This is a genomic window from Methylobacterium sp. D54C (genome assembly GCF_053345595.1).
The window spans coordinates 37,941-56,788 of record NZ_JBKFAK010000019.1 but is presented as its reverse complement, the minus strand read 5'-3'; the positions used below and the strand labels follow the sequence as shown (position 1 = coordinate 56,788).

General features: G+C 74.2%; 20 protein-coding genes and 1 tRNA gene. 12 read left to right on the top strand and 9 right to left on the bottom strand.

What is annotated here, in order from left to right; translation table 11 throughout:
* Positions 1-2: 2 nt before the first annotated feature.
* The 3 genes from ACLBYB_RS25400 to ACLBYB_RS25390 all read right to left on the bottom strand — a co-directional run bounded on the left by ACLBYB_RS25400 (position 3) and on the right by ACLBYB_RS25390 (position 2,062).
* Positions 3-1,103 (bottom strand): adenylate/guanylate cyclase domain-containing protein, encoded by a 1,101-nt coding sequence (locus ACLBYB_RS25400; protein ID WP_447700439.1) that lies wholly within the window; start codon positions 1,101-1,103, stop codon positions 3-5.
* Positions 1,104-1,247: 144 nt separating this feature from the next.
* Positions 1,248-1,323 (bottom strand) — tRNA-Ile (locus ACLBYB_RS25395).
* A 37-nt stretch (positions 1,324-1,360) separates the two neighbouring features.
* Entirely contained in the window at positions 1,361-2,062 is a 702-nt protein-coding gene (locus ACLBYB_RS25390; RefSeq protein ID WP_447700438.1) for a DNA-3-methyladenine glycosylase family protein, read from the bottom strand.
* Positions 2,063-2,203: 141 nt separating this feature from the next.
* Between ACLBYB_RS25390 and ACLBYB_RS25385 the strand changes: the two genes are divergently transcribed.
* From ACLBYB_RS25385 to ACLBYB_RS25375, 3 genes are all read left to right on the top strand, one after another.
* Positions 2,204-2,761, top strand: a complete 558-nt coding sequence (locus ACLBYB_RS25385) for a metallophosphoesterase (protein WP_447700437.1) — start codon at positions 2,204-2,206, stop codon at positions 2,759-2,761.
* Positions 2,762-2,828: 67 nt separating this feature from the next.
* Positions 2,829-3,155 (top strand): hypothetical protein, encoded by a 327-nt coding sequence (locus tag ACLBYB_RS25380; RefSeq protein ID WP_020094807.1) that lies wholly within the window; start codon positions 2,829-2,831, stop codon positions 3,153-3,155.
* Positions 3,148-3,564 carry a hypothetical protein gene (locus ACLBYB_RS25375; RefSeq protein ID WP_447700436.1) on the top strand — a complete coding sequence of 139 codons (417 nt, stop codon included), beginning with the start codon at positions 3,148-3,150 and terminating at the stop codon, positions 3,562-3,564. Before ACLBYB_RS25380 ends, ACLBYB_RS25375 begins: the two co-directional genes overlap by 8 nt.
* A gap of 236 nt (positions 3,565-3,800) precedes the next feature.
* Here the strand turns inward: ACLBYB_RS25375 and ACLBYB_RS25370 are convergent, their stop codons facing one another.
* Positions 3,801-4,562 (bottom strand): sigma-70 family RNA polymerase sigma factor, encoded by a 762-nt coding sequence (locus ACLBYB_RS25370; RefSeq protein ID WP_020094805.1) that lies wholly within the window; start codon positions 4,560-4,562, stop codon positions 3,801-3,803.
* Positions 4,563-4,668: 106 nt separating this feature from the next.
* A complete protein-coding gene (locus ACLBYB_RS25365) occupies positions 4,669-5,673 on the bottom strand; it encodes an SDR family oxidoreductase (protein WP_447700435.1) in 1,005 nt (334 codons plus the stop codon).
* A gap of 130 nt (positions 5,674-5,803) precedes the next feature.
* On the opposite strand from ACLBYB_RS25365, the gene ACLBYB_RS25360 reads away from it, so the two are divergent.
* From ACLBYB_RS25360 to ACLBYB_RS25335, 6 genes are all read left to right on the top strand, one after another.
* Entirely contained in the window at positions 5,804-6,988 is a 1,185-nt protein-coding gene (locus tag ACLBYB_RS25360; RefSeq protein WP_103985985.1) for a YihY/virulence factor BrkB family protein, read from the top strand.
* A gap of 364 nt (positions 6,989-7,352) precedes the next feature.
* Complete coding sequence (locus ACLBYB_RS25355; protein ID WP_042672072.1) at positions 7,353-8,063, top strand: Crp/Fnr family transcriptional regulator; 711 nt, start codon at positions 7,353-7,355, stop codon at positions 8,061-8,063.
* Positions 8,064-8,176: 113 nt separating this feature from the next.
* Entirely contained in the window at positions 8,177-9,463 is a 1,287-nt protein-coding gene (locus ACLBYB_RS25350) for a LarC family nickel insertion protein (RefSeq protein ID WP_447700434.1), read from the top strand.
* Positions 9,460-10,278, top strand: a complete 819-nt coding sequence (locus tag ACLBYB_RS25345) for an adenine nucleotide alpha hydrolase (RefSeq protein ID WP_447700433.1) — start codon at positions 9,460-9,462, stop codon at positions 10,276-10,278. Before ACLBYB_RS25350 ends, ACLBYB_RS25345 begins: the two co-directional genes overlap by 4 nt.
* Entirely contained in the window at positions 10,275-10,955 is a 681-nt protein-coding gene (gene larB / locus ACLBYB_RS25340) for a nickel pincer cofactor biosynthesis protein LarB (RefSeq protein ID WP_082557874.1), read from the top strand. Before ACLBYB_RS25345 ends, larB begins: the two co-directional genes overlap by 4 nt.
* A 55-nt stretch (positions 10,956-11,010) precedes the next feature.
* Positions 11,011-12,120, top strand: a complete 1,110-nt coding sequence (locus ACLBYB_RS25335; protein WP_020094797.1) for an aldo/keto reductase — start codon at positions 11,011-11,013, stop codon at positions 12,118-12,120.
* Between the two features lie 159 nt (positions 12,121-12,279).
* Here ACLBYB_RS25335 and ACLBYB_RS25330 read toward each other — a convergent pair whose 3' ends face one another.
* Positions 12,280-14,556, bottom strand: coding sequence for a xanthine dehydrogenase family protein molybdopterin-binding subunit (locus ACLBYB_RS25330; RefSeq protein WP_447700432.1), 2,277 nt, complete (start codon positions 14,554-14,556; stop codon positions 12,280-12,282).
* Positions 14,557-14,797: 241 nt separating this feature from the next.
* Positions 14,798-15,367 carry a PepSY domain-containing protein gene (locus tag ACLBYB_RS25325; protein ID WP_020094795.1) on the bottom strand — a complete coding sequence of 190 codons (570 nt, stop codon included), beginning with the start codon at positions 15,365-15,367 and terminating at the stop codon, positions 14,798-14,800.
* Positions 15,368-15,603: 236 nt separating this feature from the next.
* Between ACLBYB_RS25325 and ACLBYB_RS25320 the strand changes: the two genes are divergently transcribed.
* Positions 15,604-15,852, top strand: coding sequence for a hypothetical protein (locus ACLBYB_RS25320; protein ID WP_026605197.1), 249 nt, complete (start codon positions 15,604-15,606; stop codon positions 15,850-15,852).
* A 4-nt stretch (positions 15,853-15,856) separates the two neighbouring features.
* On the opposite strand, the gene ACLBYB_RS25315 is transcribed toward ACLBYB_RS25320, so the two are convergent.
* Positions 15,857-16,633: a 3-hydroxyacyl-CoA dehydrogenase gene (locus ACLBYB_RS25315; RefSeq protein ID WP_091682588.1), complete on the bottom strand. Its 777-nt coding sequence runs from the start codon at positions 16,631-16,633 to the stop codon at positions 15,857-15,859.
* Between the two features lie 352 nt (positions 16,634-16,985).
* Between ACLBYB_RS25315 and ACLBYB_RS25310 the strand changes: the two genes are divergently transcribed.
* Positions 16,986-17,714 (top strand): SGNH/GDSL hydrolase family protein, encoded by a 729-nt coding sequence (locus tag ACLBYB_RS25310; RefSeq protein ID WP_447700431.1) that lies wholly within the window; start codon positions 16,986-16,988, stop codon positions 17,712-17,714.
* Positions 17,711-18,028: a hypothetical protein gene (locus ACLBYB_RS25305; RefSeq protein ID WP_447700430.1), complete on the top strand. Its 318-nt coding sequence runs from the start codon at positions 17,711-17,713 to the stop codon at positions 18,026-18,028. Before ACLBYB_RS25310 ends, ACLBYB_RS25305 begins: the two co-directional genes overlap by 4 nt.
* An 11-nt stretch (positions 18,029-18,039) precedes the next feature.
* Here ACLBYB_RS25305 and ACLBYB_RS25300 read toward each other — a convergent pair whose 3' ends face one another.
* On the bottom strand, positions 18,040-18,813 hold the full coding sequence (locus tag ACLBYB_RS25300; protein ID WP_132367844.1) for a GNAT family N-acetyltransferase: 774 nt from the start codon (positions 18,811-18,813) through the stop codon (positions 18,040-18,042).
* Between the last annotated feature and the right edge of the window lie 35 nt (positions 18,814-18,848).

Genomic DNA, 18,848 nt, shown 5'->3' with positions numbered 1-18,848 from the left:
GCCTAGCGCGGTTCCGCGACGGCCTCGGCGCGGTCCAGCACCGGCGGCGCCGGCCTCTGCTCCGGGATCAGCCGGTCCGGCGCCGCCCCGCGCTCGAGGGTGGCGACCGCCAGGGGCGCGCCGCGGCCGCGCAGGGCGTGCGTCCCCAGCGGGCGGGCGCGGACGCCGTCGGGCAGCCGGTCCAGCCGGTCGAGGAGATCCTGAGAGATCAGGATGTCGACGCCCAGCGGGCGGCACAGGGCCTCGATCCGCGCCGTCACGTTCACGGCGTCGCCGAAATACGCGATCTTGTGGCGGTCGACCCCGACTTCGGCCGTGACCACCGGACCGCCGTGCAGCGCCGCCCGGAGCCGCGGGACCGTCCCGAACCGGGCTTGCCAGGCCGCGGCGTCGGCCTCGATCCGGTCGAGCACCGCGAACACGCAGGTCACGCAGCGCGCGTCCTTGAGGCCGCGCTTCATCGGCCACGTGATCATCGCGAGGTCGCCGATGAAGTCGTCCGTGGAGCCGGCGTTGCGCCGCACCGGCTCGGCGAGCGTCGCGAACACGGCGCTGAGATACTCCTGGGCGCGCAGGTCGCCGTGGGTCTCCGCGAAGGCCGTGGAGCCGACCACGTCGAGGAACAGGAAGATCCGCTCCTCCTGCACCGGCTTGTGGTAGCGGCCGATCATGAAGTTCACGAACACCTCGCCGCCGATCAGGTCGCGCATGCGCATGACGAAGACCAGCAGGGCCGACACGGCCAGCGAGTAGGCGAGGAACCGCGGCGTGATCCGCACCGCCGTGGACAGGCTGTCGGCGGTGAGGCCGAAGGTCCAGACGACCAGGCCGCCGAGCGCGCAGCCGAGCGTGATCAGCACCACGTAGAGCAGTTCGGCGGCCAGCATGTAGACCAGCGCCGGCAGGCGGCGCAGCCGCGTCTGGACGCCCGACAGGGCCAGGCCGGGCACGAAGGCCAGCACCGTCCCGCCCACCGCCAGGGCGTAGACCAGGCCGGCGAGCATCGAGGCCCCGCCGACGAAGAGCAGGTTGTAGAGGAGGCCCGCCCCGCCGGAGGCGAGGAGGAGGGTCAGGGCCCAGAGCCAGCGGTACTGTGGGAGCATGGGCGATCGGCGGGGTCGAGCGTGGCGGTGGGCACGGTTGGACCTACGCGATGGTGGGGGGCGAAGGCGAGAGGGCGCAGGCGGGGGGCGTTCGATCCGGGGGGTGGGACCTGCCACCCGGCGGATCCCGCGATCGGGGAAGGCTGGTGGGCCCGGCAGGACTCGAACCTGCAACCAGACCGTTATGAGCGGCCGGCTCTAACCATTGAGCTACGGGCCCGGGAGGCGCCGACGGATAGCCGATCCCCGGCCGGCCGTCACCCGGATTTCGCCGCGCCGCGGGGGCGCCGGGCCCGGGGTGCCGGGTCCGGCCGGGCCGGCAGGTCCCCAGGCACGTCCCCAGGCACGTCCACCGGTGCGGGCGCCGTGTCCTTGATCCGCCACAGGTAGCGGGCCAGGATCGAGCGGTACGGCGCGAAGGCGGCCGCCACCGCGGCGGTGTCGGCCTGCCCGGTGAGGCGGCGCAGGCAGCCCACCGCCGCCACGTCGCCCGCGGGCCAGATGTCCGGGTCGTGGAAGTGGAAGATGCCGACCATGTCGGCCGTCCAGGGGCCGACGCCGCGGATGCCGCACAGGATCGCCGCCCGCTCGGGATGCGGCAGGGCGGCGAGGCCCGGCCCGAGGAGGCCCGCCGTCTCGGCCGCCACGATCGCCTGGAGCGCCCGCACCTTGTTGCCCGAGATGCCGCAGGCCCGCAGCAGCGCCGCGTCCCCGGCCTCGAACAGGCCCCTCGGGCTCGCGCCCGCCGCCGCGGCCGCGGCCTCGATCCGGGCCCAGATCGCCGCCGCCGCCCGGACGGAGAGCTGCTGGTTGACCACCTCGACGAACAGGCGGTCGGCGACGCACGGATGCGCCGGCGGCTCGACCCGGATCGGACCGGCCCGCTCCAGGGCGGCCCGCAGCGGCGGATGGGCGCGCGCCGCGTCCAGGAGATGGGCGTAGATGGCGGGATCCAGCATCGCCGCAGCCTTACCGGCCCGTGGGGCTTCCCGGAAGCGGGCCCGAGTCGGGCTGGAAGCGGGCCCGAAGCGGCGGTGCGGCCGCGCGCCCCGCGCCGGCCGGCCTGGACGGGACGCGCCCGCGGCCCAGGTCTCGACACCATGGCGATCTTCTTCACCGCGGACACGCATTTCGGCGACCCGCACATCCTCCGCCACCGCGGTGCTCGGTTCGGCAGCGTCGAGGCCCACGACGAGGCCCTTGTCGCCGGCTGGAACGCCGTGGTCGGCCCGGAGGACGTCGTCTGGCACCTCGGGGACTTCGCCGCGCATGCCAGCCGGGCGCATTGCGCGGCGATCTTCGCGCGGCTGAACGGCGCCAAGCGCCTCGTCCGCGGCAACCACGATTCGAACCGTGTCCTGGACCTGCCCTGGGCCGAGCCGCCGGTGGAGAGCGCCCGCCTCTCCGTCGCGGACGCGCGCGGGCGGCCGCACCGCCTGTTCCTGTCGCACTACGCGCACCGGGCCTGGCCGGGCCTGTGGCGGGAGACGCGCCACCTCTACGGGCACAGCCACGGCTGGCTCGCCGACACCACGCGCTCCTGCGATGTCGGCGTGGATGCCTGGGACGACCGCCCGGTCACCCTCGACGCGATCCTGGTGCGCCAGGACGCGGCCGCTTGCGTGCCGGAGGAACTCGCGGCCCACGGCCTGCGCTGATGGGCGGGGACCGGCGCGCTATATCGTGCGCCGGAGCATCGACAGCCCGGCAGGAGGCCGCATCGCCATGACCGACATCCCCGCCCCGCCGCCGGGCCCGGCCGACGCCGCGACCCGGGCCGCGACTCAGGCCGCCACCGAAGCCGCCACCGAACTCGGCCTCGGGACCGACTGGGCCGCCCTCGGCGCGCCGGACTGGGACCGGGTCTGCCGCCGGGCCGGCGCGATCCTCGCCGGGCAGGGCCAGGCGCCGGCGCCCGGCTGGGACGGGGCCCTGGCGCGGGCCCTCGGCCGCCCCGATCCCGCGGCCGCGCGGGACGAGCTGGCCCGCGACGCGGCCAACACCGTGCTGGCCGAGAAGGGCGAGGTCTTCGCCCCGGAGGACGATGCCTGAGGCGGACGACGAGACGCCGCCGGTCGTGCCGCCGGTCGTGCCGCCGGTCGTGCCGCCGGTCGTGCCGCCGGTCGTGCCGCCGGTCGTGCCGCCGGGCGGACCGGTGGTTGCCGCGGCGGGGGTGCGGGCCGATGTAGGAGGCATGCCTTATCCCGAACACCGGCCTGAACCGCGGCCCGAGCACCGGCGTGCCGCCCCGAGACCGACCGAGCGCTACGCCCCCGGCGCGGCACCCGCCGCCCTGCGGGTGATCCCCATCGCGGGCGGCCCGACCCTCGACGCGCAGACGCGCGTGCGGCTCGGCCACCAGATGCGGGCGATGTACGATCCGGTGATCGACGAGGCGTTGGATCCCCGGCTGGCGGAGCTGCTGCAGCAGCTCGATGCGGATCGGGGCGGCTCGACCTGAGATCGGGGGCGGGGGTGTCCGGCCCGCGCATCCGCTGCGGCTTCCGGTGAAGAGGCTCCCATCGGTGGATCGGGGGGGTGTCACACCGATGGGAGCCCGGCCGAGTCGACGGATCGACCCAACCCGCCCCATATCGCCCAGGCGGCGGCCCGGGCGCTTTCACCTAAGTCAATTTGCTTGCGAATACGGCCGTCGAAGTGTCGAATTGGCGTATTCGATCGTGAGAATCGTCGCGATCAGGCCGAGGTGCCGGTCACCGAGAGCATGACCCCGTCGCTGCCGATCTCGTCGCCGCCGTAGCCGAGCATGCGCGCGAGTTGCTCGCGGGCGCGCCAGACCCGGCTCTTCACGGTGCCGATCCGGCAGTTCATGACGACGGCGGCCTCCTCGTAGCTCAGGTTCTCGATCGCCACGAGGACCAGCGCCTCCCGCATCACCGGCGCGAGCCGATCCAGGGCCGCGCGCACGTCCTGCAGGTCGAGATGGCCCCCCTGCTCGGGGATGCTGGTCAGCCGGTCGGCGTAGCTGCCGTCGGTGTCGGCGACCTCGCGGCCCTGCTTGCGGTGCTGGCTGTAGAAGACGTTGCGGAGGATCGTGAACAGCCACGCCTCCAGGTTGGTCCCGGGGGTGAATCCGCCGCGGCCGCGCCAGCCGCGCAGCAGGGTGTCCTGCACGAGATCGTCCGCCGCGGCCGGGTCGCGCGTCAACGAGACCGCGAACCGGTGCAGCGCCGGCACCACCTGCAGCAGGCCCGCGCGGAACGTCCTGTCGCGCTCGCCCTCGGCCTGCGCGAGGGCGGTCTCCAGGCGCGCGAGCAGGTCGGCGAAGGGGTTCGCATCCCTGTCCGAGTCGAGGTCGATCCGGTCGTAGGCGCGACCGAGGAGCGTGCCGAGATGGGCGCGCACGGCCTCCGGCAGGCCGAAGCGGGTCTCGTCCCCGGCCTCCTCTGCGACATCCGCGATGGGATCGAGGAGCGATGGGCCTTCGGTGTCGGGCATTCGGTCCGGTCGTCGGCGGGCGGGCCGGTCAAGCCCAGAGGACCGGTTGTGGCGCGCCCCGGCCGCCCATGCCGCAACATGGGTTAACGCCTGTCCCGAACGGGGCTCAGCCGCGGGCGCCGAACCGCCGCGCCGCCGCGAGACCGGCGAGGACGGCCGCGCAGGCCCCTGCGGCGGCGAGCCCCGTGCCGAGGGCCGTACTCAGGGTTCCGGCATCGGGGACGCCCTTGCGCGAGCGCCAGCCGCCGTCGGCCCGCGTGCCCTCCGGCGTCGGCGCGCGCAGGGCCCCGTGCGTGCGCGGCCCGGGTTCGGCCCGGTCGAGGGCCCACCGGAACCCGGCACCCATCAGGTGCTCGGTCGGGTACGGAGCCAGCGCGTAGCCGACCTGCGCGAGGCGGGCCGGCCAGCCGACCGCGACCTCGTCGCGCGGGTGGCGCGTGAGGCGGAGATAGGTCTCCGCCACGGCCTCGGGCGCGTAGTACAGGTGCCCGGGATTGAGCCGCCGGCCGCTGACATTGGCGCCGTGCTCCAGGCCCGGCGTGTCGACGATGGCGGGAAATACGGCGCAGACGCGGATGTGGCGGTGCCGGGCGAGTTCCTGGCGCAGGCTCGCCGAGAAGCCGCGCAGGCCGAACTTGCTGGCCGTGTAGGCGGCGGCGAAGGGCGTCGGCGCCCAGCCGCCCATCGAGACCGTGTTGATCAGCGTCCCCCGGCCGCGGTCGAGGAAATGCGGCAGCACCGCGTAGGCCCCGTTCACGGCGCCCAGCAGGTTCACCGCGATCGTCTGCCGGTGCAGGTCCAGGGGAGCGTCCAGCAGGGGGCCGAATACCCCCACCCCGGCATTGTTGATCCAGACGTCGATGCCGCCGAAGGCCCGGAGTGCCGCCCGCGACAGGGCGTCCACCGCCTCGGGCTCTGTGACGTCGGTGGCGACCGCGACGGCCTCGGCGCCCGACGCGCGCAGGTCGCGGGCGATTCCGTCGAGCACGTCGGCCCGCCGCGCCGCCAGCACCACCCGGGCGCCCCGCGCCGCGAAGGCCTCGGCCGCCGCCCGGCCGATGCCGCTCGAGGCCCCGGTGATGACCACCGTCCCGCCGTCCAGGCGTGCCATGCCGGTTCTCCGCGTCGTGTGTCGTCGAGTTGCAACTGCACGGCGAACCCTTCCCCGCGCCGCGGCGTTCCCCCTCACAGCTGCGGCCATTCGGACGCGCCCGTCTGCCCGAACCCTTCCGAGGTCGCTGATGCCTGCCCCCGATTCAGCCCCCGCCAGGGCCGCCGCGCCCGAGGGAGGCGCCTCGACGGTCTGGACCCTCGCCCTCGCCACCGCGCTGATCGGCATCGTCGCCCTTCCCCGCCGGTCGGCGCGCGGCGCGGTCGGTGCCTCGGTCGACCGTGCGCCCGGCCGGTCCGCCGACCGGGACGGGGCGCGCCGGACGTCGCCTGCGCATGCGGGACGGGAGGCCCACGCCGTGGCCCGGGCCGAGGCCGATCGCGGGCGGCAGGCCTCGACGCCGACCGAGATCCCCGCCAAGGGCTGGAAGGACATCGCGCTGCGCGCCTATCACGACATCGGCGAGAACCGCCTGTCGCTGATCGCGGCCGGCGTCACCTTCTTCACGCTCCTGGCGATCTTCCCGGCGGTGGCTGCCCTGGTCTCCTGCTACGGCCTCGTGGCCGACGCCTCGACCATCAACGACCAGCTCGCCAGCCTCCAGGGCATCCTGCCCCAGGGCGCCCTGGAGATCGTCGGCGACCAGGTGAAGCGGCTGAACGAGCAGGGCAACACCACCCTCGGGTTCAGCCTGCTCATCAGCATCGCCCTGTCCGTGTGGAGCGCCAATGGCGGCGTGAAGCACGTCTTCGACGCCCTCAACCTCGTCTACAACGAGCGCGAGAAGCGCAACTTCCTCGTCCTCAATCTCGTCTCCCTCGCCTTCACGGCGGGGGCGCTCCTGTTCCTCCTCTTGGCGCTGGCCGCGGTGGTGGTGGTGCCGGTGGTGCTGGAATTCGTCGGGCTCGGCGCGGACGCGTGGTGGCTGGCGCTGCTGCGGTGGCCGGTCCTGCTCCTGGCAGTGCTGCTCGGCCTCGCCCTGCTCTACCGCTACGGGCCGAGCCGGGACGCGCCGCGCTGGCGCTGGGTCACGCCCGGGGGCGCCCTCGCGGCCGTGTTGTGGATCGTCGCGTCGCTGCTGTTCTCCTGGTACGTCGGCCATTTCGGCAGCTACAACAAGACCTACGGCTCGCTCGGCGCGGCGATCGGCTTCATGACCTGGATCTGGCTCTCGACCATGATCGTGCTGGCCGGCGCCCAGGTGAACGCCGAGATGGAGCATCAGACCGCCGAGGACACGACCGTCGGCGAACCGCAGCCCCTGGGCACGCGCCGGGCGCGCATGGCCGATACGGTGGGCGCCGCCGCGGAGTAGCGCGGCGCCCGGCCCTCAGCGGGGGCCGGCCTCCTGAGCGAAGGGGGGCTCGCGGAGCGCGTCGCCGGCGAGAACGCCGACTTAACACAGGTTGGCGCGCGTTTTTCTGCTGCAGGCACAAGCCGATCAAGAAGATCCGGACTTCGATGTTCGGGCGACGGTTTGGCCCCCTGCCGATAGAAATATCCGTGCCTCATTATTTGACCGATACCCATGGCGGCGCCGTCGTTCGGGACGCTTCGGATGGGCGCGACGTCGCCCGATCCCCCGCGGCCCCCCGCTTCGGCGACCTCCCCGGCGCCTGTCCCGGCGACTGCCCGGCCGCCGGCACGCCGGCGCCGCGGTGATCTGACCGGAGGCGGACGTGGACAACCCGTTCGTACGGAAGATGGAGCGGCATGTCCGGCTCGCGCCCGAGGACCGCGCGATCCTCGACGGGTTGGGGCGCCTGCATGTCCGCCACGTCGCGGCCCGGCAGGATATCGAGGGGCAGCAGAGCGACCCGTACCACACGCACCTGATCCTCGACGGCTGGGCCTGCCGGTACAAGCAGTTCCCGGACGGGCGGCGGGCGATCGTCGCGCTGCTCCTGCCGGGCGACCTGTGCGACCCGTTCGTGTTCCGCCGGGCACGCATGGACCACGCCATCGGCGCGCTGACACCCGTCACCGTCGCGCGGATCGCCCCGGAGCAGATCGGCGACGCGGTCCGCGGCCGGCCCGCCGTCGAGGAGTGCCTGTGGCGGGAGCTGCTCGCCGCCACCGCGATCCACCGCGAGTGGATCGCCAGCGTCGGCCGGCGCTCGGCGATCGAGCGGCTGGCGCACCTGTTCTGCGAGCTGCACCTGCGGTTGACGCGCGTCGGCCTCGCGGACGGGACGACGCTGCCAATGCCGGTGACCCAGCCCGACCTCGCCGACGCCCTCGGCCAGACGAGCGTGCACATCAACCGCACCCTGAAGGAGCTGCGCACCGGCGGCCTCGTCGCCCTGCGCAGCCGCCGCCTGACGATCCGCGATCTCGACGGGCTGCGGGAGCGCGGGCTGTTCGATCCGGCCTACCTGCAGCTCTCCTGAGCGGCGCGGGCGATACGCCGCGGCACCGGAGGCCGCGTGCGCCTTGCCGCGGGGCGGCCGCGGCCGATCTGAGGTGGACCCGTCACCCGCCACCGGCGCCCGCGCGACACACGATGCACATCCACCTCGACGCCCTCGGCGGCGTCGCCGGCGACATGTTCGCCGCCGCCCTGCTGGACGCCTTCCCCGAGCATCGGGCCGGCGTGTCCGCCAGCGTCCGGGCGGTCGACGCGCGCATCGCCTGCGCGGTCAGCGCGCACAACGATGGGATCCTCAGCGGCGCGCGCTTCACCGTGTCGGCGCCCGGGGCGGAGCCCGGGCCCGCGCCGCACCGGCACGCGCATACCGGGCAGCACGACCATCCGCATGCTCACGATCACAGCCACGATCACGGCCACGATCATGCCCGCGACCACGGCCACCGTCCCTGGTCGGAGATTCGCGCCGCGCTGGAGGCGGCGGATCTCGCGCCGGCGGTGCGGGCGCACGCGCTCGGCATCTTCGGGCACCTCGCCAAGGCGGAGGCCCGCGTCCACGGCATCGCGGTCGACGCGGTGGCGTTTCACGAGGTCGGTGCCGCCGACTCGATCGCCGACATCGTCGCCGCCGCCCACTTGATCGCCGCCCTGGAGGCGCGCAGCTGGAGCGTCTCGGCCCTGCCACTGGGCTCCGGCCGGGTGCGGACCCAGCACGGTCCCCTCCCCGTCCCGGCCCCCGCCACGACGCTGCTGCTGGCGGGCTTCGCGACCCTCGACGACGGGATCCCCGGCGAGCGCGTCACCCCCACCGGCGCGGCGATCCTGCGCCACCTCTGCGGCGACGATCCCAGGCGCGGTCGCCCCCGGGGGATCCTCGGGCGCACCGGCATCGGCTTCGGCACCAAGGTCCTGCCGGGCCTGAGCAACTGCCTGCGCGCCCTCGTGCTGGAGGACGGCGCCGCGTCCCGCCCGGGCCGGCGGGATCTCGCGGTGATCGCCTTCGAGGTCGACGACCAGTCCGGCGAGGATCTCGCCACGGGCCTCGACCGGCTGCGCGCCGAGCCCGGCATCGTGGACGTCGTGCAGATGCCGGTCATCGGCAAGAAGGGCCGGATGATGGCCCGGATCCAGGTCCTGGTCCGTCCGGAGAGCCTGGAGGCGGCGGTCGCGGCCTGCTTCCGGGAGACCACGACCATCGGCCTGCGTTACCACCCCGTGGAGGGCGCGGTGCTCGCGCGCGCCGCCCGCACGGTCGAGCACGAGGGCCGGTCGGTTCGCGTGAAGATCGTGGCGCGGCCGGGCGGGCGCACCGCCAAGGCCGAGGCCGACGACGCCCGCGACCGTCCGGACCACGCGGCCCGGGCCGCCCTACGCCGCGAGGCCGAGCGCCTCGCCCTGGAACAGGAGCAGGAGGAGCGGTGACGCGCCAGCATCTGGAATCCGTCCTCGCCGGGCTCAGCCCCGTCGCGGTGGCGGTGAGCGGCGGGGTCGACAGCCTGACGCTCGCCACCCTCGCCCACCGGCTGGCGCCAAGCGCTACTCTGGTGGTCCACGCGGTCTCGCCGGCCGTGCCGGAGGAAGCGACCGCGCGCGTGCGCGCCGAGGGCGCCCGCGAGGGCTGGTCCTTACGGGTGATCGAGGCCGGCGAGTTCGCCGACCCGGCCTACCGGGCGAACCCGGTCAACCGCTGCTTCTTCTGCAAGACCAACCTCTACGGCGCGGTCCGGCGCGTCACCGACCGCCAGATCCTGTCGGGCGCGAACCGCGACGACCTCGGCGAGTACCGCCCCGGCCTCGACGCCGCCCGGGAGCACGGCGTGCGCCACCCCTACGTGGAGGCCGGGTTCGACAAGGCGTCGGTCCGGGCGCTCGCCCGCGACCTCGGCCTCGGGGCCGTGGCGGAATTGCCGGCCGCGCCCTGCCTGTCGAGCCGGGTCGAGACCGGCATCGCCATCGAGCCGGAGACCCTGACCTTCATTCACGCGGTCGAGCGGCTGGTCGGCGGAGCGCTGGCGACCGACGGCGCCGGACGGGCCGTCCGCTGTCGGGTCCGCGCCGAGGGCGTGGTGGTGGAACTCGATCCGGCGAGTCTCGCCGCCCTCGACGCCGAGGATCGCGAGACGCTCGGGGCGGGCATCCGGGACATGGCGCCGGCCCGTCTCGCCGGCCCGGTCCGCTTCGCCCCCTACCGGGTCGGCAGCGCCTTCCTGGTCGAGCCGCGGGAGGCCCGGGCGTGAGCATCTCCGAAGAGTTCACCCTCGATTTCGCCCGGCCCGAGCGGATCGGGCTGGAGGAGGCGATCTTCTGCGCCGGCAAGAGCCCGGAGCAGATCGACGCGATCCTGGAGGCCGCCCGGGCGCGCGGCGCCTCGCTGCTCCTCACCCGCCTCGACCCGGAGAAGCGCGACCGGCTCCGGGACGCCGCGCGGCTCGATTACTGCCCGGTCTCGCGCACGGCGGTGTTCGGCGAGGCTCCCCGGATCACCGGCCCGGCCCGGGTCGCGGTGGTGGCGGCCGGCACCTCGGACGTGCCCGTCGCCCGCGAGGCGCTGCGAGTGCTGGCCTATGCCGGACGGGCGGCCTCGCTCTTCGCCGATGTCGGCGTCGCCGGCCTGTGGCGGCTGACGTCGCGGATCGAGGAGATCCGCGCGCACCCGGTGGTGATCGTCGCCGCCGGCATGGACGCGGCTTTGCCCAGCGTCGTCGGCGGCCTCGTGGCGGGCGCGGTGATCGCGGTCCCGACCTCCGTGGGCTACGGCGTCGCGGCGGGCGGGCGCGCCGCGCTCGATGCCGTGCTGGCGAGCTGCGCGCCGGGCATCACGGTGGTCAACATCGACAACGGCTACGGCGCCGCCTGCGCCGCCCTGCGCCTGCTCCACGCGGCGGGACGCCTCGCCACGGGGACCGAACGATGACGCGGCCCGACGCATTACCTCCCCTCACCAGGACATCCTCGAACGGAGACAGCCGATGGAACGCCGCAGCTTCCTCCAGGGCGCCGTGCTCGGCGCGGGCCTCGCGGGCGCCGGCAGCGCGGGTGCGGCCGTGAACGCCCCCGTCCTCCCCGGCAACCGCCCGCAGGACCCCGCGGACCTGCCCTTCGTCACCGATCCCGGCGAGCGCCGGGGCGAGATGCTCTACCGGTCGTTCGGGAAGAGCTCCGAAAAGATCTCGGCGATCGGCATGGGCGGGTTCCATCTCGGCAAGAGCGCCGTGACGGACGACGAGGCGACGCGGCTGATCCATGCCGGGATCGACCGCGGCATCACCTTCATGGACAATTGCTGGGACTACAACGAGGGGCGCTCCGAGCTGCGCATGGGCGCGGCCCTGGCGCAGGGCGGCTACCGCGACAAGGTCTTCCTGATGTCCAAGATGGACGGGCGGACCAAGGAGGAGGCGCTCAAGCAGATCGACCAGTCGCTCCTGCGCCTGCGCACGGACCGGATCGACCTCGTCCAGCACCACGAGATCCTGCGCTACGACGACCCGGACCGGGTCTTCGCCGAGGGCGGCGCCATGGAGGGCTTCCTGGAGGCGAAGAAGCAGGGCAAGCTACGCTACATCGGCTTCACCGGCCACAAGGACCCGCGCATCCACCTGCAGATGCTGGAGGTCGCCGCCGAGCGCGGCTTCCACTTCGATGCCGTGCAGATGCCGGTCAACGTGATGGACGCGCATTTCCGCTCGTTCAGCCACCTCGTCCTGCCCTATCTCGTGCAGAACGGCATCGCGCCGCTCGCCATGAAGACCTTCGGCGACGGGGTGATCCTGAAGGCGGACGCGCCGATCAAGCCGCTCGAGTACCTGCACTTCTCGCTGAACCTGCCGGTCTCGGTGGTGATCACCGGCATCCAGAACCAGCGCGACCTCGACCAGGCCTTCGAGGCGGTGAAGACCTTCAAGCCGATGGACAAGGCCACGGTGGCCGAGCTGCTGTCGCGCTCGAAGCCCTACGCGCTGGAGGGCAAGTACGAGCTGTTCAAGACGAGCGCGACCTTCGACGGCACCGCCAAGAACGCGGCGTGGCTCGGCGAGGACGTGGCAAGCGTGAAGAAGCTCGCGCCGACGATGGAGTAGGCGGCGGGCAAGCGTGTCCGATATTCCCCTCCCCCTTGCGGGGAGGGGTTAGGGGTGGGGATGGTTCAGAAGGAACCGCCGAGCCCTTTCCGGCCCCACTCCCACGCGGGATCTGCGATCCCCAAACTCCTCCCCGCAAGGGGGAGGAGAGTCAGCCCCTCACGCCACGTCCTCCAGCCGGATCGGCAGGCTGCGGATCCGGCGGCCGGTGGCGTGGTGGATCGCGTTGGCGATGGCCGCGTTCACCCCGATGATCCCGAGCTCGCCCAGGCCCTTCAGGCCCAGCGCATCGACCTGATCGTCGGGATCGGGCACCAGCAGCGCCTCCACCTCCGGCGCGTCGGCCGCCGTGGGGACAAGGTACTCGGCGAGATCCGGGTTGCGGTAGGCGGCGCCGTCCACCACCGTCTCTTCGAGCAGCGCCGAGCCGAGGCCCCAGATCATCCCGCCCATGAGCTGGCTCCGCGCGGTCAGCGGGTTGAGGATCCGCCCCGCCGCGAAGGCGCCGGTGAGCCGGGCGACGCGGATCTCCCCGGTCTCGGCGTGGACGTGGACCTCGGCGAACTGCGCGCCGAAGCCCCAGGAGACGGCCTTCCCGCCCCCACCGAGGGCGAGCCCGATATGGCCCTGCCGCAGGCCCGCGAGCGCCTTCTCCCGGTTGCCGCCCGCCGGCACGAACTCCGCGACCGTCTCGACGTCTTCCGGGCCGACGGCCTCGCCGAGCGCGATCCCGGCCCCGTCCGGCGCCGCGAGCCGGTCGCCCGCGAGGCGCAGGCTGCCCGGATCGCGGCCGGCGAGGCGCCCGCCCTGCCCGGTCGCGGCCTGCGCCAGGCTCTCGCGGATCTGGCGGCAGCCGAGCGCCAGGGCGCTCATCAGGCTGGTGGTCGTGCTCGACCCGCCCGAGATCCCCGCCGCCGGCAGGTCGGTGTCGCCGAGCCGGACGGTGACCCGCTCCACCGGCACGCCGAGCCCGTCCGCCGCGCCCATCGCCAGCAGCGTGGTGATGCCGTTGCCGATCTCGTGGTGCGCGCAGGCGACCTCCGCGGCGCCGTCCGGGCCGAGCCGGACCCGCAGGGTCGCGGCCGCGATCTTGGTGGGCCGCACCGAGGTCGCGCAGCCGAGACCCACCCGCCAGGGCCCGTCGCGCATCGCGCCCGGGCGCGGCACCCGGCGCGACCATCCGAAGGCCCTGGCGCCCGCGTCGAAGCAGGCCATCAGCGGCCGGGTCGAGAACGGTTTTCCGAAGACCGGATCGACCGCCGTGTCGTTGAGGCGGCGCAGCGCGATCGGGTCCATGCCGAGCGCGACCGCCATCTCGTCGACGGCGCTCTCCAGGGCGAACAGGAACGGCACCTCCGGGGGCGCCCGCATCGGCCCCGGCGTGTTGCGATCGACCCGCACGGCCCGCTCCTCGGTGCGGATGTTCGGGCAGGCGTAGAGGCTCGCCGTCACCTCCGCGCCCTCCATGACGAAGGGATCGAAGCGCGACGTCACGGTCTCGGCCTCGTGGACCAGGGCGGTGAACCGGCCCGTCCGGTCGGCGCCGAGTCGGATGCGGTGGCGCGATTCCGGCCGATAATTGGCGATGGTGAAGCACTGTCGCCGGCTGGGCACCAGCGAGACCGGCCGGCCGAGGTGCCGCGCTGCGAGCGCGACCAGCGCGGTGTGCTGCGACAGGGCGAATTTCGAGCCGAAATGGCCGCCGATCAGCCCCGCCACCACCCGCACCTGCGCGGGATCGAGCCCGAGCTGCGCCGCGAGCCCGTGCTGCACGGCGCCGACGTAGCGGGTCGGCTCGTGGACGGTGAGCCTTTCGCCGTCCCAGGCGGCCCGGGTGGTGAACAGCTCGATCGGGTTGTGGTGCTGGACCGGCGTCGCGTAGCGCGCCTCGACGCGGAGGGCCGCGTCCCGGAAACCCGCCTCGGCGTCGCCCCGGGCGATATCCTCGTGCTGAGCCTTCAGGTCGGCGAGGCGCACCGTCTCGGCGCCGGTGGCGTCGAAGCCGCCGGCGGCGGGCTCCTCCGCGTAAGCGACCTTCACCGCACCGGCCGCCGCTTCGGCGGCCGCCTGACTCTCGGCGACCACGAGGGCCACGATCTGGCCAGCATAGGCGACGGCGTCGGAATCGAGCGGACGGTGCGAGCTGTTGGCGTACCCGCCGGCCATCAGGTGCTTCACCGGCGCCACCGCGCCCGCGAGGTCCCGGTGGGTGAAGATCCGGAGGAGTCCCGGCACCCGCTCGGCCGCCGCGAGGTCGAACCCGGTGATGCGGCCCCGGGCGATGGTGCTGGTCACCAGGGCCGCGTGGGCCGTGTCGCGGTCCGGGCCGGTGAGGTCGGAGCTGTAGAGCGCCCGGCCGGTGACCTTGTCGGGTCCCTCGACCCGGGTGTGGGGCCGGCCGAGACGGCCGTCGGTGTCCTGCGCGCCGGCGTCCATGCCGCCCTCCCCGTTCGCGGCCGCTCGGGCCGCATCGCAAGGGGGAATCGCCGTGAGGGCTCGACGGCTCCCCGGACGGTGGAGCGACAGGATGCAGCAACCGACCCGGTCGTCCTCGCGAGCGCAGCGACGCGACCCAGGGCAGCGCGCCCTGGATAAGCGTGGCGCTGCCTGGATTGCTTCGCTCCGCTCGCAAGGACGGAGCGGGCTGCGGCAGCCTTCATCGCCGCAGCCCTAGATTTCAGTTCAGGACCTTGCCGTCCGGTCCGACCTTGACCTCCTGCTCCTTGTCGGCGCCGGCGACCTTGATCTCGTACTGGACCGAGGAGCCGTCCTTCTCGACCTCGGCCTCGTAGGCTTTGCCGCCGCCGGCCTTCTGCTCGGCGATGGCCAGCGCGTCCTTCAGCGAGGTCTTGGCGTTCTGGAAGTCGGAGGCCTTCAGCCGGGTGAAGTAGCGCTCGAACGGCTGGTTCTCGGTCTTGTAGAGGGCGCCGGTATCGGCGTTGATGCCGTACTCGACGAGCTTGCCGCTCGGGTAGACGACCTTGATCGCGTAGTGGGCCGGATCCTTGCTGCCGGCCTTCTCGAAATCGGCGTCGATGGCGCGGCCGCCCTTCTCGTCGCCCTGCGACTCGGCGGTGGCCAGCGCCTGGGCGAGGCCGACCTTGGCGACCTTGGCGACCTGCCACTCCTTCATGTTGCTGTCGGCCTTCGTGGCCGGCTCGGCGGGCGTCGCGGTGGGCGTCTGGGCCAGGGCGAGGCCGGTGGAGAGGGCGAGGAGGCCGGCTGCGGCGGTGAGACGGGTGATCATGGCGGTGTGTCCCTTCGCGGGTTCGTTCACGGATGCGTGAAACGTCGGGTCCGGAAATCCGGTTGCCCGCGATCGGGAAAAAATTCGGGTCCCGTCGCCCGGACGGGGCCGGGTCGGCGCCCGGGGCCGCGCGGGGCCGACGGCCCGGCGAGACGGACGGCCGGCGCCCCTGTATGACACGCGGGCGATCCGGCGCGCCCTCGGGGACGGCGGACGTCCCCCCGATGGAGCAGGCCATGACCGCGCACGAGCCCGAGCCCCTGGACGAGTTCACCCGCCTGCACGCCAAGCTGTCCGCCCTGGAGATCGTGCTCGGCGTCCTGATCGGTCGGCTCTCCGAGGAGAACCCGGAGATCCGCGAGGACGTGAAGCGCGACGTGGCGGCGATCCTGTCGGACCTGCCGATCGACGGCCCGAGCGAGGAGATGATCGCCGCCGAGGTCCGCCGCGCCGCCGAGGTGCTGACCAGCGTGTCGATCGGCTGAGCCGTCAGCGCGGCGGCATCCGCAGCGCCCCGTCGAGCCGGATCGTCTCGCCGTTCAGCATCGGGTTCTCGCAGATGTGCCGGACGAGGTCCGCGTATTCCGACGGGCGGCCGAGGCGCGGCGGGAACGGCACGCTCTGGCCGAGCGTGTCCTGCACGTCCTGGGGCAGGCCCGCCATCATCGGGGTCTCGAAGATGCCCGGCGCGATGGTCACCACCCGGATGCCGTGCCGGGCGAGCTCCCGGGCGATCGGCAGGGTCATGGATACCACCCCGCCCTTCGAGGCCGCGTAGGCGGCCTGCCCGATCTGGCCGTCGAAGGCCGCGATCGAGGCGGTGTTCACGATCACGCCCCGGGCGCCGGCCGCGTCCGGCGCCTCGCGGGCGATGGCGTCGGCGGCCAGCCGGATCATGTTGAACGTGCCCACGAGGTTGACCGAGACCGCCCGCGCGAAGGTCTCGAGCCGGTGCGGCCCGTCGCGGCCGACCACCTTCTCCCCCGGCGCGATGCCGGCGCAGTTCACCAGCCCGTGGAGGTGCCCGAACGCGTCGAGCGCCGTCCGGACCGCCGCCGCGCCGTCCGCCTCGCGGGTGACGTCCGTCTCGGCGAACCGGGCCTGCGCCCCGAGGTCCGCCGCCACCCGGGCGCCGGCCTCCCGGGCGATGTCGGCCACGACCACCCGCGCCCCCGCCGCCGCGAGGCCCCGCGCCGTCGCCTCCCCGAGGCCCGAGCCCGCGCCCGTGACGATGAAGACCCGGTCCCTGATCATCGCGCTGGCCATCCTGGCTCCCCGACGCTCCCGGGCGGCCGACGGCGCCCCGCGAGTCCCGAGGTAGCGCGGCGCCGCATCCGCCGGAAGGCGTCCGGCCCGGCAACGGCGCCCGTTCGGCCCGCGCGGTGATTGACGTGTGATTTTTTCCCACATATATGCAGTGAAGATGACCCAATGTATTGGGTCATAGAAATAAGTGTTTCTGAAAAGTTGCTCCGACGATCCATCGCGCGACGGCAAGTCGTTCGGCCGCGCATGGCCTGTCGTCCCCCGTATCCGGGCTGCGGGCCGGCCCGCCCCGTCATCCTCCGGTCCCGGCCGTCCGGGAGCGGCCGCTCCCTCACGCCTGATCAGGACAGCCATGGGCGCCCACTGGATCGAGAATGCGGCCCGGCACTGGCGGCACGGGCGGATCGTCGGGCACCGCTTCGCCGAGCGGCGTCCCGGCATCCGCGCGGCCCTCCGGGCGGCCGCGCCCGGCAGCGTGCTGCTCGCCGGCAATTCCCACGCGGAGCTCGTCGGCGCGCCGGATCTCGGCGGCCGGCCCTGCATCAACGTCGCGGTCGGCGGGAGCACCGCGGCCGATTGCGGCCGCCAGCTCGCGGCGCTGCGCGTCCCGGTCCGCTGCGCGGCCGCGGTGCTGATCATCGGCACCAACGACATCCAGCGCTGGCGCCATCCCGAGCGGGCCCGGGTGGTCGACCGGTTCGAGGCCGATGTCCGGGACATCCTGCGCCGCCTGGAGGCCTGGACCGCGCAGGTCTTCGTCGCCGCGATTCCGCCGATCGGTGCCGGGGCGACCGGGCGCGATCCCGCCGCCGTCGCGGTCTTCTCGGATCGCCTCGCGGCACTCTGCGCCGCGGGGGGCCGCACCTTCTTCGACCCGTTCGCGCCGTGGCGATCCGGCACCGGCGGCCTCGCCGGTCCGGGCCTCCACCGGGACGGCGTGCATCTGGCCGACTACGCGCCCCTGGCCGCGGCGCTCGCCGGCGCGGTGGTGCTCGATGCGCTCCCGCTCGCGCCCGTCCGGAGGCCCGTGACAGCCGCGCCCCTGCGGATCCTGCGCGCCGCCTGGATCGGCCGGCCGTGAGGCTCCGCGCGCGCCTCGCCGCGGCCCTGCGGCCGCCCGCGCGCGCCGGCGTGCAGCACCTGCCCCGGCGGGTCTGGCCCGGCGAGGAGGCGGCTTGGCGCGACGAGAACGGCGTCCGCCACCCGCGGGCGGTGCGCCGTGCCCTCGCGGCGCTGGCCGCCCTCGAACCCCGCGGTCGCTACGGCGCCCGGATCGAGGGACGGGGCAAGGTCGTGACCGGCCCGGCCAGCGCGCTCGTCCTGCGCGACGCGGATGCGGAGATCGGGTTCGTCCTCGGCCTCACGCCCGACGGGTACGGCGCGGAGCCGTTCTGAGCGGGTCCGGATCAGGGCGGGGTCGTGCACAGCAGGGTCGGCGCGCAGGCCGTCCGGAAGCCTGCCCGCGCGTAGAGGGCCTCGGTCCTGCCGTCGGCCGGGCATTGCAGGAAGACCTGAACCGCCCCCCGCGCCCGCGCCTCGCGCAGGGCCGCGACCGTCACGGCGGTGCCGAGGCCGCGGCGCTGCCGGTCGGCCCGCGTGCTGACATTGTACAGGCCCGCCGTCTCGCCGCGCAGGTAGAGGCTGGCGCAGGCCGCTGGGCCGGCGGCATCGCGCAGGACGAGGTGCAGGGTCACGAGGCCGTGCCGGCCCCGGGCCGCGCGCAGCGCCGGGATGTAGTAGCGGCGCAGATGCGTCCGCACGCCCGGCGCGTCGGACAGGTGGGCGAAGACCCGCTCGAAATCCGGCCCCGGCGCGGGCGTCGCCTGCACGGTGACGGCGCTGCCGGCCGGGGCCGGCGCCGGAAGCTCCCGCGCCACCATCCAGCGCGCCGGGTAGAGGATCGCGGGCTCGAACAGGGCGCGCAGCAGTGCGATCTCGCCGTCGTCCCGGGCCAGGAAGGCCGGCGCCCGCGCGCGCCCGAGGGCGGCCGCGCCCGCCCAGGCGAACTGGTCGGGACGGTGCACGCCGAAGGCGAAGTTCACGGTCGGGTCCGGGATGCTGCGCGACCAGACGTAGCCGGCGCCCCCGGGGCCGTGCTCGACGCCGTCGATCAGGGAGCCGGTGAGCGCCGCCACATGGGCGTCGCGCAGGGTCTCGAAGGTCGGTTCGGGCGCCTGCATGTCAGGCGGCCGTCCGAGCGGAGGCTCGCGCCGGG